The sequence below is a fragment of the Methylobacterium sp. FW102-HT35C08 genome, assembly GCF_058790235.1.
Genome location: NZ_JBYTCL010000002.1, coordinates 5826223 through 5843208, shown reverse-complemented (window position 1 = coordinate 5843208; position 16986 = coordinate 5826223). Strand labels below are relative to the sequence as shown.

Annotated in this window: 13 protein-coding genes; 6 read left to right on the top strand and 7 right to left on the bottom strand. The window is 68.0% G+C overall.

Annotation, left to right across the window (positions count from 1 at the left end; genetic code table 11):
• Positions 1-200: 200 nt before the first annotated feature.
• The 7 genes from AC3WSN_RS27975 to AC3WSN_RS27945 form a co-directional block, all read right to left on the bottom strand.
• Positions 201-1802, bottom strand: a complete 1602-nt coding sequence (locus tag AC3WSN_RS27975; protein WP_492542395.1) for a porin — start codon at positions 1800-1802, stop codon at positions 201-203.
• 657 nt (positions 1803-2459) lie between these two features.
• The gene (locus AC3WSN_RS27970) at positions 2460-4067 is read right to left on the bottom strand and encodes a porin (protein ID WP_492542393.1); all 1608 of its coding nucleotides are present in this window, start codon (positions 4065-4067) and stop codon (positions 2460-2462) included.
• A gap of 962 nt (positions 4068-5029) precedes the next feature.
• On the bottom strand, positions 5030-6679 hold the full coding sequence (locus AC3WSN_RS27965; RefSeq protein ID WP_492542391.1) for a porin: 1650 nt from the start codon (positions 6677-6679) through the stop codon (positions 5030-5032).
• A gap of 387 nt (positions 6680-7066) precedes the next feature.
• Positions 7067-7756 (bottom strand): metal ABC transporter permease, encoded by a 690-nt coding sequence (locus AC3WSN_RS27960; protein ID WP_492542389.1) that lies wholly within the window; start codon positions 7754-7756, stop codon positions 7067-7069.
• Positions 7757-7870: 114 nt separating this feature from the next.
• On the bottom strand, positions 7871-8236 hold the full coding sequence (locus AC3WSN_RS27955; RefSeq protein ID WP_492543309.1) for a winged helix-turn-helix domain-containing protein: 366 nt from the start codon (positions 8234-8236) through the stop codon (positions 7871-7873).
• Positions 8233-8841 (bottom strand): HupE/UreJ family protein, encoded by a 609-nt coding sequence (locus AC3WSN_RS27950; protein WP_492542387.1) that lies wholly within the window; start codon positions 8839-8841, stop codon positions 8233-8235. Before AC3WSN_RS27950 ends, AC3WSN_RS27955 begins: the two co-directional genes overlap by 4 nt.
• A gap of 70 nt (positions 8842-8911) precedes the next feature.
• Positions 8912-9448, bottom strand: coding sequence for a PilZ domain-containing protein (locus AC3WSN_RS27945; protein ID WP_492542385.1), 537 nt, complete (start codon positions 9446-9448; stop codon positions 8912-8914).
• A gap of 376 nt (positions 9449-9824) precedes the next feature.
• On the opposite strand from AC3WSN_RS27945, the gene AC3WSN_RS27940 reads away from it, so the two are divergent.
• From AC3WSN_RS27940 to AC3WSN_RS27915, 6 genes are all read left to right on the top strand, one after another.
• Positions 9825-11312, top strand: a complete 1488-nt coding sequence (locus AC3WSN_RS27940; protein WP_492542383.1) for an ABC transporter substrate-binding protein — start codon at positions 9825-9827, stop codon at positions 11310-11312.
• Positions 11312-12256 carry an ABC transporter permease gene (locus AC3WSN_RS27935; protein ID WP_192706444.1) on the top strand — a complete coding sequence of 315 codons (945 nt, stop codon included), beginning with the start codon at positions 11312-11314 and terminating at the stop codon, positions 12254-12256. Before AC3WSN_RS27940 ends, AC3WSN_RS27935 begins: the two co-directional genes overlap by 1 nt.
• Positions 12253-13182 carry an ABC transporter permease gene (locus tag AC3WSN_RS27930; protein ID WP_492542381.1) on the top strand — a complete coding sequence of 310 codons (930 nt, stop codon included), beginning with the start codon at positions 12253-12255 and terminating at the stop codon, positions 13180-13182. Before AC3WSN_RS27935 ends, AC3WSN_RS27930 begins: the two co-directional genes overlap by 4 nt.
• Positions 13179-14195, top strand: coding sequence for an ABC transporter ATP-binding protein (locus AC3WSN_RS27925; protein WP_492542379.1), 1017 nt, complete (start codon positions 13179-13181; stop codon positions 14193-14195). The genes AC3WSN_RS27930 and AC3WSN_RS27925 overlap by 4 nt, the downstream gene beginning before the upstream one ends.
• Complete coding sequence (locus AC3WSN_RS27920) at positions 14192-15115, top strand: ABC transporter ATP-binding protein (RefSeq protein ID WP_492542377.1); 924 nt, start codon at positions 14192-14194, stop codon at positions 15113-15115. Before AC3WSN_RS27925 ends, AC3WSN_RS27920 begins: the two co-directional genes overlap by 4 nt.
• A gap of 157 nt (positions 15116-15272) precedes the next feature.
• Positions 15273-16874, top strand: a complete 1602-nt coding sequence (locus AC3WSN_RS27915) for a gamma-glutamyltransferase family protein (protein WP_492542375.1) — start codon at positions 15273-15275, stop codon at positions 16872-16874.
• Positions 16875-16986: the final 112 nt, after the last annotated feature.

Below are 16986 nucleotides of genomic sequence, written 5' to 3'. Positions count from 1 at the left end.
CGTATCAGCGCTGGCGGGGGGCGGCAACGCGCAGCCGGGAACAAAGCGCGCGACCTGTTCCGTGAACAGGGATTAAAAGTTGCGGACACAACGTTCGCAGCTTCCTTGAGCGTGCAACCTGCTGCCAGTGGCCCAGCTTGAGGCCGGCCCCCGACGTCATGTGCCGGCGCCGAGACAAAATCCCCGCGCCGGCGCAGGGATCAGAAGTCGCGCTGGACGCGGAAGCGAACCTGCGTCAGCGAATCCTGCGTCGCGGTGCGTGGCACGAAGGCGCCGCTGTTGATCCCGGCGACGTTGGCGTAGGCCGTCGGGCTCTTGTCGGAGTCGATGACACGGCCACTCTTCACACCGACCTGCGTGTAGAACGCCTCGACGCCGATATCGAGATCGCTCACCGGCGACCAGATCAGGCTGGCGCCGACCACGAACTGGTAGGTGTCGCGCAGTGCTTCGCTCAACTGGTAGAAGCGGGTGCCAGGTACGCCGACGGCGCTGGATCCGAAAGCGTTGGCGCCGTTCGGATTTAACAGGCCGAAGAGCGCCCCCTGGGCGAGACGGGCGCCCCGGGTGAAGTCCAGCTCGCCGTAGGACCCGAACAGCACCGAACGCCATTCCGGCGACCAGTAATGCAGGTACGAGGCGACCGTCGAGAAGCCCGCAGACGTCTGGATTTGTCCGGTGAACGGGTTGATCGTCGCGTCGGCGAAGGACTGGTTGAACTTCTGACCGTCCCAGCCGCTGTTGGCCTGCGCGTAGCAGCCGGCCACCATGCAGTATCCGATATACATCTGCCCGCCCTTGGCATACGCGCCCTGCAGGTAGAGGGCGTCGCCGGCGCTGATGACGGGCGCATTGATCTTCACGCCACCCTGCACGGCCCAGCCCTGGACCGAGTTGGTGTGCGGGATCCCGGTAAGCACGCCGCCCGCGCCCGCCACCGCGGCGGTGCTCAGGTTACCGACGTTGATCTCGTGCGTGGCGGCCGAGAGCTGGGCAGAGCCCCAGGCCTGATCGACGCGCAGGGCGGCGACGAAGTCGGGAAGCCGCGAGCGCTGGACGCTATCGACGTTGCCGAAGCGGGACGGGATGCCGTCGGCGTAGCCAACGTAGACGGGGCTAATTGCGGGGGTGCTGCCGGTCGGCGCGAAGACCGGCGAACGGGTGAAGACCGGATCCTCGATCGACAGGGTCGCCGAGAGGCCGTCGCCGAAGGTTGCCGTGTAGGCGAGCAGGTTGGTCGACGAATTATCTGAGCCGGCGGTGGCACCGTAGAACTCGAAATCGTGGGCGTAGAAGTCGAAGAACGAGGAGGCGCGACCGGCGGTGAGCCCGGCGAACTGGATGAACGCCTTGTCGACGTTCACATATTGCTGCGACCGTCCCCGCTCGTCCACGCCGACGGCACCGTAGGCTTGGCCGATGCGCAGTTGCGTGCCCGAATGGATGGTGCCGGTGCGCGACGCGGCCTCGAGGCGGGCGAAGGCGCGCAGGGTGCCGTAGGCGGTCTGCGTGCGGGCATCGAGGTTGATGCGGAGCTGACCCCTGTAGCCCGACGTGTCGCCACCGCTGGCCGCCTGCCGGCTGTAGCTGGTCTGATAGCCACCCTCGTACCGGGCGCGTCCCGAGATGCGCAGGCAGGTGTCGGTGCCGGGGATGTAGAAGAAGCCGGCGCCGTAGGCGGTGCAGACCCGAACGTACTTGATCGGAGCCGCCTTTTTGACCGGCAGGTCGGCGGCATGCGCAGCACCCACGACCGCCAAGGCAGCGGCGGACCCGAACAGAAAACGCTTGAACAAACGCATTGTGACCCCCGGTCTTACGAGTATGACAGCAGCTTCGCGAGACGTTGTCCGGCTTTGATAAAATCTTTCCGCGTCTCATCCTGCTTGCAGAAGATGTTTTCTGCTTTCATTAGGCTGAATTCATCTTCTCCTTTACGCTGCAATGCCTTTTCGGGAGCATCAACGGAGAATGCGACGTTTATGGAACTCGACGCGATCTTGTTGCAGCTGCACAACAAGATTTACCGTAACTCAAAAAAGTAAAATCATCGGTGCTGTAATGATAGATACAATAGATATAGATCAGTATTTCAGGTAATATCTCGGATAAAGGCGCATTCGTATTTTTTTATTGTTGTTTTGGAAGCGCCACTTTTTGGCCGAAGCGGGCAGAATTTGCGACCGGCTGGCCGACCATTCGGCTATTTGGGCAGCCCTCCGCCGGGCTCCGGCCTACGTGGACGGCCTGCGATTCGCGCGGCGCTAGACGCCGGCAATTGATCGGGCGGGCACGAGACCAGCAGCTGAGGGTCGGGGCGCATACCTCCTGCCGCCGGATCAGAGCCGGTCAGCGTCACGCCGCGACGCCAAAAAAAAGCCCGGCACGGAGCCGGGCTTCGAAGTCATCCTGCACAGGGGCCGGCACCCGAGCTGAGGCTCCGGCGCCGGCGTTGCGGATCAGAAGTCGCGCTGCACGCGGAGACGGACCTGCGAGACCGAGTCCTGCGTCGCGGTGCGCGGCACGAAGGTGCCGTTGTTGATGCCGGCGACGTTCGCGTAGGCGGTCGGGCTCTTGTCGAGGTCGATCGCGCGGCCGCTCTTCACGCCGACCTGCATGTACAGAGCCTCCACACCGATATCGAGGTCGCGCACCGGCGACCAGATCAGGCTGCCGCCCGCCACGAACTGGTAGGTGTCGCGCAGGGCTTGGCTCAGCTGGTAGAACCGCGTGCCCGGCACGCCGACGCCGTTGGACCCGAAGCTGTTGGCGCCGTTCGGATTCACGGCATTGAAGATCAGGCCCTGGGCTAGGCGTGCGCTGCGGGTGAAATCCTGCTCGCCGTAGGCACCGAAGATGGCGGAGCGCCATTCCGGCGACCAGTAGTGCAGATACGATGCAACCGCCGAGAAGCTGGTCGATGTCTGCAGCTGGCCTGTGAACGGGTTGATGGTCGCATCCGCGAAGGTCTGCCCGATCTTTTGAAGCTGGATTAGGGTATTGACCTGAGTATAGCAGCCCGTGAAGGCGCAGTAGCCGGTGTACATCTGGGCGCCATCCGCGTAGGCGCTCTGAAGATACAGGGCATCGCCGGGGGCGATGAACGGCGTGTTGATCTTCAAGCCGCCTTGGACCGCCCAGCCTTCGACACTCTTGGTATGAGCGATGCCGGAGGTCACGCGGCTCGCAGCCGGCAGCGGTGCGGCCGTGGTCAGGTTTCCGGTGTTCAGCTCATGGGCCGCGGCCGAGATCTGCGCGGAACCCCAGGCTTGGTCGACACGCAGGGCGGCGACGAAGTCCGGCAGGCGCTCGCGCTGGATGTCGTCGATGGCGCTGTAGCTGGACGGAGCACCGTTGGTGTAGCCCACGAAGACGGGGCTAACGGGCGCGGTACCCGCCGCCGGCGAGAAGACCGGGCTGCGGCGGAAGACCGGATCTTCGATCGAGAGCGTCGCCGACAGGCCGTCGCCGATCGTGGCCGTGTAGGCGAGCAGGTTGGTCGACGACACATCCGAGCCCATCGTGGCGCCGGCGATCTCGAAGTCGTGGGCGTAGAAGTCGAAGAACGAAGAGGCGCGACCGGCGGTGAGGCCGGCGAACTGGATGAACGCCTTGTCGACGTTCACGTATTGCTGTGCGTGGCCGGCCTGATCGACGCCCGTGGCATCGTAGGCCTGCCCGATCCGCGCCTGAGTGCCGGAGCGGTCGTAGCCGGTGCGGGAACCGGCATCGAGGCGGACGAAGGCGCGCAGGGTGCCGTAGGCGGTCTGGGTGCGGGCATCGAGGTTGATGCGCATCCGACCCTGGTAGCCCGCGTCGTCGCCCGCGTTCGTGCCGGCCTGACGCGTGTAGACGGTCCTGTAGCCACCCTCGAACCGGGCGCGCCCTGAGACGCGCAGGCATGTATCGGTGCCGGGGATGTAGAAGAAGCCGGCGCCGTAGGCGGTGCAGACCCGGACGTAATCGATCGGAGCCGCCTTCTTGACCGGAAGATCGACGGCATGCGCGGCACCCACGACCGCGAACGCGGCTGCGGACCCGAACAGCGAGCTCTTCAAGAGCTTCATAGATATCTCCAAAGCTTCGAGACCCGATGACACCATTCATTGAACACAATTGTGCTTTGAACGGCATTTTATACAATGATCGACATCAAATCTGATGCGATCGTCATGCCTCTCGCGTCCGAGATGCCGTTTGCAGCGGCACAGTGTTTGATCGACCACGATCCGATCAACAATGAATCGTGTACGGCGTTTATCATTGTTGTTTATGTTGCTCAACAGCCACAGATCGAGCTATATCGCCAGAAATTTCCTGAAAACTTGTGGGTTTTACTATAAATAATACGAATAATATAGTTCGTCGATCTATGAATTATTGAGATTGATAATAGAAGATTTTGATAGCCGTGGCGGCGTTTCGCCATCGCGCACAAATGGGCACTGAGACGGGTCGCGGCGCCTCGGATTTCGGGGATGGGCGGTGCGGATATGGCACCCGGTGCCACGCCGGGACGACGACTCGGCGCGAGTCCAGCCGAATCGGCGAATCGATCAGCACGACACCCCCAACCCGATCGCGGACCGTTCGGCGCTCCGACGCGATAGATTCCGATTGGGATGGTCGGGGCGCATCGCGCGGCTGCGACCAAGCGCACCCGGTCGGATCGCGTTCGGCTTGGACGCCGCAACTGGCGAGATTGGCCGGTTCGCTCCCGCGGCCGCACGGCGAGGCCTGCTCGGCGCGACGCGGTCGCGACGGATGCGGCTTTACGCGATCCGGGTGCGACGCAGCCTCAAGGCGCGGCAGCTCGGCGGCCGAGCGGGAACGGGCGGCCAGAGGCCGGCATCCGGGACACGGTCACGGCCCACCGAAGCCGCCCGATGCGCAGGCTCGGTCCTCAGCATCGCGTCGGTGGGGGCCGTCCTGCGAATGGCCGCGCGCACAGAAAAAGGCCCGGCCGAAGCCGAGCCTTGAGGTCCGTGCAGCACGGGAACTGCCGGGGCCGCGGCCCCGGCAATGTCGATCAGAAGTCGCGCTGGACGCGGAAGCGGACCTGCGAGACCGAGTCCTGCGAGGCGGTGCGCGGGACGTAGGTGCCGTTGTTGATCTGGGAGACGAGGTTGTAGGCGCCCGGGTTCTTGTCGAGGTCGATCGCGCGGCCGTTCTTCAGGCCGATCTGCGTGTAGAAGCCTTCCACGCCGATATCGAGGTCCTTGACCGGCGACCAGATGAGGCTGGCACCCGCCACGAACTGGTAGGTGTCGCGCAGCGCCTGGCTGAGCTGGTAGAACCGGGTACCCGGAACGCCGACGGCGTTCGTGCCGAAGGCGGGGGCGCCGGTGATGCCGCTCACGAGGCCGTAGATCGCGCCCTGAGCCGCACGCGCGCTCTGCGAGAAGCTCTGCTCGCCGTAGGAGCCGAAGACGGCCGAGCGCCACTCCGGCGACCAGTAGTGCAGGTACGACGCGACGGCGGTGAAGCTCTGCGAGGTCTGCAGCTGGCCGGTGAACGGGTTGATCGTCGCGTCCGAGAAGTACTGAGCGAACTTCTGGCCCTGGATGGTGGTCGTGCTCTGGATGTACGAGCCGGTGTAGTTGGAGTAGCCGGTGTAGAGCTGCGCGCCGTCGCCGTAGGCGCCCTGCAGGTAGAGGGCGTCGCCCGGGGCGATGAACGGGGTGTTGATCTTCACGCCGCCCTGGATTGCCCAACCCTGAACGTTCTTGGTGTGCGCCGGCACCAGGATGGGCCCGGCACCGAGACCGCCGGCATTGGCGGCGCTCGACAGGTTGCCGGCGTTCAGCTCGTGGGTGGCGGCCGAGATCTGGGCCGAACCCCAGGCCTGGTCGAGGCGCACGACGCCGACGAAGTCGGGCAGGCGCGACTTCTCGATGCTGTCCACCAGCCCGAACCGGCCGGGACCGACGAAGATCGGCGTCGGCTGGACGGTCACGCCGAAGTTCGAGGCGCTGCCGGTGGAGACGGTCGGCGAGACGCCGAACGGCGAGAAGATCGGGGTGCGGCGGAAGACCGGATCTTCGATCGAGATCGTGGCCGACAGGCCGTTGCCGATCGTGGCCGTGTAGGCCAGCAGGTTGGTCGAGAAGATGTCGGAGCCCGCAGTGGCACCGGCGATCTCGAAGTCGTGGGCGTAGAAGTCGAAGAACGAGGAGGCGCGACCGGCGGTGAGGCCGGCGAACTGGATGAACGCCTTATCGACGTTCATGTACTGCGAGTCGCGGCCGAACTGGTCGGTCCCGATGCCGGCATAGGCCTGGCCGATGCGCTGCTGGGTGCCGGACTGGCCGACGCCGGAGTAGCCGGTGCGGGCGCCGGCATCGAGGCGGACGAAGGCGCGCAGGGTGCCGTAGGCGGTCTGGGTGCGGGCATCGAGGTTGATGCGCATCCGGCCCTGGTAGCCCGACGTGTCGCCGATGTTGTTGCCGTACTGGCGCGAGTAGCTGGTCTGGTAGCCACCCTCGAACCGGGCGCGGCCCGAGATGCGCAGGCAGGTATCGGTGCCGGGGATGTAGAAGAAGCCGGCGCCGTAGGCGGTGCAGACCCGGACGTACTCGATCGGAACCGCCTTCTTCACCGGAAGATCGGCGGCGTGCGCGGCACCCACGGCCGCGAATGCGGCTGCGGACCCGAGCAGCGAGCTCTTCAAGAGCTTCATAGATATCTCCAAAGCTTCGAGACCCGATGATGCGGACGTGCCCGGTTTTCCGGGTCTAGCCGCACGTTCTGTAGGTTTGGCCTGCGTCTTGAGCGGCAGGCTCCTGCGGGCTCTCGCTTGGCGATGCCCCCGTGCACTCTCACCATGTGCGAACGGGTTTCGGCCGGCAACGAGGATTCTGATCTGACTTGGCTGTTCCGAAGCGATGTTGCCGCCTGGCAACAATTTTGGGGTGAGTTAGCCGGCAATTCCCCAATCGCCGCAGCCGGATGCCAATTCGCAGTGCGTCTCTGCTGCGTTTCTGGTCACGAAAAGCCCGGCCTCCCGTTTCCGGCAGGCCGGGCGCGATTCGCGGGCGGCTCCCGCGCGAGCAACAGCCGCGGCGGATCACATCGGCGGCGTCAGGCCGTCCTTGCCAACGGCCACCCGGCGGGCCGTGATCGTGCCGTCGGTGTCGCGCCCGACCACGACGAAGGCTTTGGCGCCGGCGGTTAGGGCGGCCTTGTCGGCCGGCTCGAAGGTCACCACCGGCGCCTGGGGCGGAACCAGGATCTGGATGGACTGGCCCTGGCCGTAATCCACCGTCAATGTCCGCTCCGCGCCGCCGCCGCTCGCCTTGACGGTTCCGTTCGTCATGCTGCTCTTCACCCGGGGGGCGTCCGGTGCAGTGGAGGCCGGTGCAGCCGTGACGGTGCCGTTGGTCATGGCGCTCTTGACCTGGGAGCCGCCGGCCGTCCGATCGGGGATCATGTCCCAATCGTAGTGCCCCTCCCCGGTGCCGCGCATCGCCTCGGGGAACAGCACGACCTCCAGCGCCACCGGAGGCTCCCCCTTCGTGGCGGTGCCGATGAACACGCCGTCCTTGATCTGGTCCAGCTGGGCCGGCACGACCCATGAGACCTTGGCGTCCGAGGCAAGCGCGATCCGCTCGGACTTGCCGTCGGCCGTCTTCAGCATGAAGCCGTTGCCGTCGGGCGCTTCGATCGTTCCGCGCAGGCGCTCGACCTTCGCGGCGGCCTGCGCTCCGGTCGCGGCGGTGAGCAGGCCCGCCATGGCGAGCATAAAGAGTTTCGACATCATGGGATCCCTTCGCCGGCCGGATTGGCGCGGCGGGCGGGACCTGGGGCGGGAAGCGCCGGCGTCAGCCCCGGCGGCCCTGTGACATCGCGACCGGTTCAGGGGGACGGACGCTCAGCCGGGCTGCCGGAGCCTTGCCAGGAACGGCGCGGCCGACGCCTCCGCGGCCGCCTCGAGGGCCCGGTACTGCGCCACCACCGCGCCGCCGAACGCCGAGAGCCGGGCGCCGCCCCCGGTCCGACCGCCAGTCTGCGCCTCGACGACAGGGCGTCCGAAACCGGTGTTCATGGCTTCCACGAGGAGCCAAGCCCGCCGGTACGACATGCCCAGCGCCCGGCCCGCAGCCGAGATCGAGCCGTGCTCGGCGATCAGCTCCAGAAGGCGGACCTTGCCGGGCCCGAGACGGTGCCCGGGCCCGAAATCGATGCGGATGCTCAGACGCGGTGTGCGCTCCGCAGGGGTGTCGGCGACCGCGCTCAGGCGGGAAGCGCCAGCATGGCGAGCCCGAAAGCGGCGACGCCGGCGCCGAGGGCCGGCGCGGTGCGGCCGGCGCCGAGGCGTGCCGCGCCGATCCCGAGGCCGATGCCGGCCGCGTGGAGAAGGGCCGTGGCCGCCAGGAAGCCCAGCCCGAAGGACAGGCCGGAGGCGGTCTCCGGCGTCTCGGTACCGTGGGCGTAGCCGTGGAACACCGCGAACACCCCGACCAGCGCGGCGAGCAGGGCAACTGGCGCCCGCAGGCCGACGATGGCCGCGAGGCCGAAGACGACGATCGAGAGCGCAATCCCGGTCTCCGCATAGGGCAGCGCGATCCCGGCCATGCCGAGCCCGGCTCCCGCGCTCATCAGCGCCAGGAACGCTAGCGGCAGGGCCCAGAGCGCCCGCCCGCCCCGCAGCGCCGCCAGCAGGCCGACCGCGACCATTGCCAGGATGTGGTCGGCGCCCATCAGCGGGTGCAGGAACCCGGCTTCCGCACCGCTGGTGACGCCGTGGCCCGGATGCGCGAGCGCCGCCTGCGGCAGCAGCGCGAGCGCGGTCGGGAGCGCAGCCAGAGGAACGGCGAGTCGAGCTTTGAGCAGGCGCTTCATGGGAGATCCTTCGCTGGTCCCGGGCAGATGTAGCGCCGTTTCCGCGCCGGTGCGAGGGTCGCCCGCGCCGCTACAACGTCATCGCCTCGTGGACCGCGCTCGGCTCGAACGGCTCCAGGAAGGCGGCGCCGATTCCATGCGTAAAGTGACGCATTACCCGGGCAAGCTTCCGCCCGACCTGGATTGTTGCGCCGATCTCGAGCGATTGCTCAACCAGCAGCGCGACGCCGGAGGCCGAGATGTTGAGCACGTGACCCGAGACGCCAAGGCCGCCATCCAGTGTGACCTGGACGATCTTCTGCTTAGGCACGATGCGGTGATGGACGCGCACCACCTCGGGCCGCAGATCCTGAGCTCGCGACAGCGCGACGAACTGGCGGGCCAGATCCGTCAACGCCGAGCGGCCGCCCCGGACCGAGACGGTGAATTCCTCACCGACCGCCCGGTCGATCCGCGCCTCGAGAAGGCCGATGTGACGAATGCTGCAGGTGAGATCCTCGCCGGGGCTCAGCCGGGATGAGGATCGGAAGCGGATGCCCTCGGTCGAGACGTCCGTTGTGATGGCGTAGAAATCCCGGCGGCGCTGATTCCAGCACAGGGCAGGCAAGATGACGTGGTGTCGTTGGCCATTCATGCCCTTCAACGCCGTACCCGAAACATGGCTGCGTTGTGCGATGGATCAGCCTGACGAGACATTCATGGGGTCTGTAAAATTGAACTGATCTTCTGTCTCGTGCACGCTGTTCTTCAGATGGCGGTAGGCAGAGGGCCCATTCGGAACCCCAGCGAAAGCAGGCCATCAGCGGTCGTCCGCAGCGGCGGCGCGGGCGATCTGATTGCATACAAAATGCATATTGACCGATTGGCATGGATACTGCCTTGGGATTGTGCATACCACGGCGGCGTACGACACTGCCCGTCGTCGCATGGATCGGTCGCGCCGGTCCCGTCCTACTCCTCGCGCCTGCATCCGGACCGGTCCCATGTTGCGTCTCGCCGCCTGCCTCCTCGCCGGAACCCTTGTCGCCGGGCCCGCCGCGGCGCAGACCCTGCGCTACGGCATGATGGAGGATCCAGACGCCCTCGACCCGACGCTCGCCCGCACCTTCGCGAGCCGGATGGTGTTCGCCGCGCTCTGCGACAAGCTCGTGGATATCGGGCCCGACCTGAAGCCGGTGCCGCAGCTCGCGACCTCCTGGGAACTCTCGCCTGACGAGAAGGCGCTGACCATGCACCTGCGCCCGGGCGTGCTGTTCCACGACGGCGAGAGGCTTGACGCCGCGGCGGCCAAGTTCTCGATTGAGCGCCACATGAAGATGCCGGGCTCGCAGCGCCGCTCGGAGATCGCGCCGATCGACTCCGTGGATGTCGTCGACGACCTGACTTTCCGCATCAACCTGAAGCAGCCGTTCGCGCCGCTGCTCGCGCAGTTCACCGACCGGGCCGGCATGATGGTCTCGCCCAAGGCCGCCGAACGGCTGGGCGACAAGTTCGCCTCCGCGCCGGTCTGCGCCGGTCCGTACAAGTTCGTCGAGCGGGTGCCTCAGGACCGGATCGTGGTCGAGCGTTTCGCCGACTACTGGAACAAGGACGCGATCAGCATCCAGCGCATCGAGTTCCGGCCGATCCCCGACGCGACGGTGCGGCTCACCAACCTGCGGGCGGGGCAGCTCGACCTGCTGGAGCGGCTCGCCCCCACCGACGTGGCGCAGGTGAAGCGCGACGCCAAGCTGAAGCTCGACTCGACCACCGAGCTCGGCTTCCAGGAGATCCTGTTCAACCCCCACAAGGCCGGCTCGCCGGTCTCCGACCCGAAGGTGCGCGCCGCCTTCGAGGCCGCCATCGATCGCAACGCCATCAATCAGGTGGTCTACAACGGCGAGTTCCTGGCTGGGAACCAGTGGGTCAACCCGAAGAACCCGAATTACGTCAGCGAGTACCCGATCCCGAAGCGGGACGTCGCCAAGGCCAAGGCGCTGCTGGCCGAGGCCGGGAAGCCGAACCCGCAGATCACGCTGACCGTCTACGCCAACAGCGAGTCGCCGCAGGTGGGCCAAGTGATCCAGGCGATGACCAAGGAAGCGGGCTTCGACGTGAAGATCCAGGCAGTGGACTTCACCACGGCGCTCGATGCCGCCGACAAAGGTAATTACGAGGCGCAGCTCTATTCCTGGAGCGGCCGCTCGGATCCGGACGGCAACACGTTCAGCTTCCTGTTCTGCAAGGCGGCGCTGAACTACCCGAAGTACTGCAGCCCGGAGGCCGACGCGGCTCTCCAGGCCGAACGCGGCACGATCGATCCGGCCAAGCGCAAGGCAGCCTGGAAGGCGCTGGCCGATCACGTGCTGACGGACCGGCCCGGGATCTACATCCTGCACCGCAAGCTGCTCTGGGCCTACAGCCAGAAGCTCACGGGCTTCGTGCCCTATCCGGACGGGCTCGTGCGTTTCACCGGCCTGAAGCTCAACTGATGTTGCGCTTTCTCGCCCGACGCCTCGCCTTGGCGGTCCCGACACTGATCCTCGCCTCGATGATCATCTTCGCCCTGCAGCAATTGCTGCCGGGCGACGTCGCCACGGCGCTGACCGGCGAGGAGCGCGACCCGCAGGTGATCGCCTTCATCCGCGAGAAGTACCACCTCGATGAGCCCCTGCCGGTGCGCTACGCCTACTGGGCCAGCGGCGTGCTGCGGGGCGATCTCGGCGAGTCGATCCGGCTGCAGAAGCCAGTCTCCGAGCTGATCGTCGAGAAGCTGCCGGTGACCCTCGAACTCGCCTGCCTCGCCATGCTGGTGGCGCTCGCCATCGGCGTGCCCATGGGCGTGCTCTCGGCGGTCAAGCGCGGCCAGGCCGCCGACACGGTCGCCAACGGCATCGCCCTCTGGGGCCTGTCGGTGCCGAACTTCTGGCTCGGGATCCTGCTGATCCTGCTGTTCTCGGTGGAGCTCGGCTGGCTGCCGGCCTCGGGCTACGTCTCGCCGTTCGAGAGCCTGTCCGAAAACCTCGCCGCCATGGTGATGCCGGCCTTCGTGCTCGGCAACGCCATCGCGGCGGTGATGATGCGCCACACCCGCGCGGCGATGCTGGGCGTGCTCGGCTCCGACTACGTCCGCACGGCCCGCGCCAAGGGTGTCTCCCCGCTGCGGGTGACCCTGCGGCACGCGCTGCCCAACGCCGCGATCCCGATCATCACCCTCGGGGCGCTGGAATTCGGGCAGCTCCTGTCGGGGGCGGTGCTCACCGAGCAGGTCTTCTCCGTGCCGGGCTTCGGCAAGCTGATGGTCGATGCCGTGTTCAACCGGGACTTCGCCACCGTACAGGGCGTCGTGATCTGCACCGCCGCCACCTACATCGCCCTGAACCTCGCCGCCGATCTGCTCTCGGCCGCCGTGAACCCGAAGCTGAGGCGGGCATGAGCACCGGCAGCGAGATCGCCCGCGCCGAGGCCGTCGGCCTGGAGGCCGCCCCGTCCGGCACCCCCGCCCACGTCGTCCTCCAGGAGCCCGGCACCCTTGCGGCCTTCTGGCGACGCCTGCGCGCGCGCAAGAGCGCAGTCGCGGGCCTCGTCATCGTCGGCCTGCTGGTGCTGATGGCGGTCTTCGCCCCCTGGATCGCCCCCTACGACCCTACCGCCACAGACTGGGGCAACGTCCGCGGCGCGCCGAGCCTCGTCCACCCGTTCGGCGGCGACGAGGTCGGGCGCGACGTGCTCTCGCGGATCATCTTCGGGGCGCGGGCCTCGCTCGGCGCCGGCCTCGTCTCGGTGGCGCTGGCGGTGTCCCTCGGCCTGCCCCTGGGATTGCTCGCCGGCTACGCGGGCAGCTGGATCGACGGCGCGATCTCCCGGCTGACCGACGCGCTGCTGGCGATCCCGTTCCTGATCCTGGCGATCGCGCTGGCCGCCTTCCTCGGTCCGAGCCTCGTCAACGCGATGATCGCCATCGGCCTCTCGGCGACCTCGACCTTCATCCGGCTGACCCGGGCGCAGGTGCGCGCCGTGGCGGCGGAGGAGTTCGTGGAGGCGGCCCGCGCCATGGGTAATCCGCCCTGGCGGATCGCCCGGGTCCACATCCTGCCCAACATCGTGCCGGCGATCCTCGTCCAGGCGACGCTGACCATCGCGGCCGCTATCATCGCGGAGGCGAGCCTGTCGTTCCTCGGCCTCGGCCAGCAGCCGCCCGAGCCGTCCTGGGGGGCGATGCTCAACACCGCCAAGAACTTCATGGACCAAGCCCCCTGGATGGCGATCTGGCCCGGCCTGTCGATCTTCCTGGCCGTGCTGGCCTTCAACCTGTTCGGCGACGGCCTGCGGGACGCCCTCGATCCGAGGCAGCGCACATGACGAAGCCCCTCCTCGACGTCCGCGACCTGGCGGTCGCCTTCGACACCGACGGCGGCGCGGTCCACGCGGTCAACGGCGTCTCCTACACCCTGCACGAGGGCGAGACGCTGGGCATCGTCGGCGAGTCCGGCTCCGGCAAGAGCGTGCACGTGCTCGCCATGCTGGGCCTGATCCCGCGCCCGCCCGGCCGCATCACAGGCGGTCAGGTGCTGTTCGAGGGGCGCGACCTGCTCGCCCTGAAGGAGCGGGACCTCCGAAAGATCCGCGGCGGCGCGATCGGCTTCGTGTTCCAGGATCCGATGAGCTCGCTCAACCCCGGCATGACCGTGGCGGCGCAGATCATCGAGCCGCTGCGCATCCATCTTGGCCTCGACGCCCGCGCGGCCCGCGCCCGGGCCAAGGAGCTGCTCGACCTCGTGCGTATCCCGAACGCGGCCGCGCGCCTCGACCAGTACCCGCATGAGTTCTCCGGCGGCCAGCGCCAGCGGGTGATGATTGCCATTGGCCTGAGCTGCCGGCCGAAGCTGCTGATCGCCGACGAGGCGACCACCGCCCTCGACGTCACCGTCCAGGCCGAGATCGTGGCCCTGGTGCAGGAGCTGAAGCGCGAGCTCGGCATGGCGATCATCTGGATCACCCACGATCTCGGCGTGGTCGCGGGGATCAGCGACACCGTTCAGGTGATGTATGCCGGCCGCATCCTGGAGCGCGGCCCGGTCGACGACATCTTTTCGGACCCACGCAACGCCTACACGCTCGGGCTGCTGCGCTCCCTGCCGGACCTCTCCGGAGGTCGAGCCGGGCGCCGCCGCCTGCACCAGATCGAGGGCGCGCCGCCGGACATGCGCCATCTCCCGCCGGGCGACCCGTTCGCACCGCGCAATGCCTTCGCGACACCCCGCTGCCGGACCGAGATGCCGCCCCTGGCCCAAGCCCCAGGTGCCGCCCCTGGCCATCTCGTCGCCGCTTGGTACGACCTGCCGACGCTTCTGGCCGCGGAGGCCGCCCGATGAGCGTTCAGGATTACCCGATCGTCTCGGTGCGCGACCTGTCCAAGCACTATCCCCTCCGGTCCTGGTGGGGCGGCAAGAGCGCGGTGTTCCGCGCGGTCGAGGGCGTGAGCTTCGACATCCGCCCCGGCGAGACCCTGGGCCTCGTCGGCGAATCCGGCTCCGGCAAGTCGACCATCGGCCGGGCCGTGACCATGCTCAACCCGCCGACCTCCGGCACGATCGCCTTCGAGGGCACCGACCTCGCCAAGCTCTCCGCGGGGGCGATGCGGAAGATGCGAGCGCGGATCCAGACCGTGTTCCAGGATCCCTACGCCGCCCTCAACCCGCGGATGAGCGCGGGCGAGTACGTCGCGGAGGCGTTCAAGCTGCACCGGCGCGCCATGCGCGGCCCGGAGCGTCGGGAGGCGGTGGCGGCTCTGTTCCAACGGGTCGGGCTCGATCCGCGCTTCATGGGCCGCTACCCGCACCAGTTCTCGGGGGGCCAGCGGCAGCGCATCTGCATCGCCCGGGCGATCGCCCTAAAACCCAGTTTCATCGTCGCCGACGAGCCGATCGCGGCGCTGGACGTCTCGATCCAGGCGCAGGTGGTGAACCTGCTGCAGGACCTGCAGGACGAGATGGGCCTGTCCTACCTGTTCATCTCCCACGACCTGCGGATGGTGCGCTACCTCTGCCACCGGGTCGCGGTTCTCTGGCGCGGGCGGATCGTCGAGCTGGCCGAGGCCGACGCCCTCTACGAGGATCCGCGCCACCCCTACACACGCCGTCTGCTCGCCGCGGTGCCGGTGCCGCACCCGGCCGAGGAGCGCGCCCGCCTCGCCGCCCGGGACCTCGCCGGCCACGATCAGCCGCCCGACGGGCCGCTCACCGAGGTGGCGCCGGGGCACTGGGTGGCGCTGCCAGTCGGCAGTGCTGGTTGAGTAGGACGCCCCCTCTCCGCCCCCTTGCGGGGAGGAGCCGGAGGTGGGGGTGGCGCAGAAGGAACCGCACTGCTCGATCCTGAAGCACCCCCACCCCTACCCCTCCCCGCAAGGGGGAGGGGATCCGCTGGACGACTCGGAAACGACAGGACATCCCGTGAGAGACTTCTCCGCCCCCGGCCGCTCCCCGGTCTACGCCGCCAACGCCGCCGTCGCGACCTCGCACCCGCTCTCGACGCTGGCCGCCATCGAGGTGCTGCGTTCTGGCGGCAACGCCGTGGATGCCGGCATCGCGGCGGTCGCCGTGCAGTGCGTGGTCGATCCGCTGATGACCGGCATCGGCGGCGACTGCTTCGCCCTCTACGCCCCTGCGGGCGCCACGAAGCCCATCGCCCTCGACGGTTCGGGCCGGGCGCCCGCCGCCGCGACGCCAGACTGGTACGCCGAGCACGGCGTCACCATCACGCCGACCTCGCCGCATGCCGTGACCGTGCCGGGCGCGGTCGCGGCCTGGGAGCTGCTGGTGCGCGAGCACGGCACCCGCTCCCTCGGCGAGCTGCTCCAGCCGGCGATCCGCTACGCGGAGGACGGGTTCGTCGTCCAGCAGCGCGTGGGCTGGGACTGGCTGCGCGGCGCCGAGCGCGTTGCCGCGGATCCGCATGCCGCCGAGACCTACCTGCCCGGCGGCCAGCCGCCGGCAATCGGCAGCGTCGTCCGCCTGCCGAAGCTCGCGGCGACGCTCCGGACGATCGCCGAGGCGGGTGCGGGCGCCTTCTACACGGGACCGGTCGCCGAGGACATGGTGAGCCGGCTGAATGCCCTCGGCGGCCTGCACACCCTGGACGACTTCGCCACCGCCCGACCCGACGTGGTCGTGCCGGTCTCGACCCGCTACCAGGGCTACGACGTGTACGAGTGCCCGCCCGCGGGACAGGGCCTGGCGGCGCTGATGATGCTCAACGTCCTCTCACACTACGATGTCGGCGCGCTCTCGGACCTCGACCGGCTCCACCTCTTCGCCGAGGTGTGCAAGCAGGGCTACCACCATCGCGACGTCCTGTTCGGGGACGCCGCCCTCGCCAACGTCCCGATCGAGCACCTGCTCTCCGACGCCTGGAAGGCCGCGGCCCACGGGGCGATCGACATGGGCCGCGCCCGCGAGCCCGAGATCTATCCCGAGATCGCCCGGGAGGTCGCCGAGGGCCGCGCTCACAAGGACACGGTCTATCTCTGCGTGGTCGACCGGGACGGCAACGCGCTGTCGCTGATCAACTCGATCTTCCAGGGGTTCGGCTCGGGCATCCTGGCGCCGGAGAGCGGCGTGCTGCTGCACAATCGCGGCCTGTCCTTCCGCACGGAGGGCGGCCACCCGAACAGCGTCGGACCGGGCAAGCGGCCGATGCACACGATCATCCCCGGCATGCTGATGAAGGACGGGCAGGCCGTCGCGCCGTTCGGCGTCATGGGCGGCCACTACCAGGCCATGGGCCATGTCGAGCTGCTCTCCGGCCTGCTCGACCGGGGCCTCGACGTGCAGGAGGCCCTCGATGCCCCGCGCAGCTTCGCCTATGGCGGCAGCCTCGAAATTGAGGGCGGGATCTCCGACGCGGTGATGGCGGGGCTGGTCGAGCGTGGCCACCCGGCGATCCGCGCGCCGCTCCCGCTCGGCGGCGGACAGATCATCTGGATCGACCGCAAAGCCGGCACGCTGGCGGCCGGCTCGGACCCGCGCAAGGACGGGGCGGCGCTGGGCTATTGAGAAGTGTTTGACGGGGGTGGGCGCTGCCCATTCTCACCCTCGGGTGCCCGGAAGGGTGGGCTTCCATCGGCACCACCGTCTTTGCGAGCGGAGCGAGGCAATCCAGACAGCG

Bases quoted from the DNA above. Each gene is read 5' to 3' on its own strand.
- AC3WSN_RS27975 (WP_492542395.1), bottom strand. From the start codon at position 1,802: ATGCGTTTGTTCAAGCGTTTTCTGTTCGGGTCCGCCGCTGCCTTGGCG.
- AC3WSN_RS27970 (WP_492542393.1), bottom strand. From the start codon at position 4,067: ATGAAGCTCTTGAAGAGCTCGCTGTTCGGGTCCGCAGCCGCGTTCGCG.
- AC3WSN_RS27965 (WP_492542391.1), bottom strand. From the start codon at position 6,679: ATGAAGCTCTTGAAGAGCTCGCTGCTCGGGTCCGCAGCCGCATTCGCG.
- AC3WSN_RS27960 (WP_492542389.1), bottom strand. From the start codon at position 7,756: ATGTCGAAACTCTTTATGCTCGCCATGGCGGGCCTGCTCACCGCCGCG.
- AC3WSN_RS27950 (WP_492542387.1), bottom strand. From the start codon at position 8,841: ATGAAGCGCCTGCTCAAAGCTCGACTCGCCGTTCCTCTGGCTGCGCTC.
- AC3WSN_RS27940 (WP_492542383.1), top strand. From the start codon at position 9,825: ATGTTGCGTCTCGCCGCCTGCCTCCTCGCCGGAACCCTTGTCGCCGGG.
- AC3WSN_RS27935 (WP_192706444.1), top strand. From the start codon at position 11,312: ATGTTGCGCTTTCTCGCCCGACGCCTCGCCTTGGCGGTCCCGACACTG.
- AC3WSN_RS27930 (WP_492542381.1), top strand. From the start codon at position 12,253: ATGAGCACCGGCAGCGAGATCGCCCGCGCCGAGGCCGTCGGCCTGGAG.
- AC3WSN_RS27925 (WP_492542379.1), top strand. From the start codon at position 13,179: ATGACGAAGCCCCTCCTCGACGTCCGCGACCTGGCGGTCGCCTTCGAC.
- AC3WSN_RS27920 (WP_492542377.1), top strand. From the start codon at position 14,192: ATGAGCGTTCAGGATTACCCGATCGTCTCGGTGCGCGACCTGTCCAAG.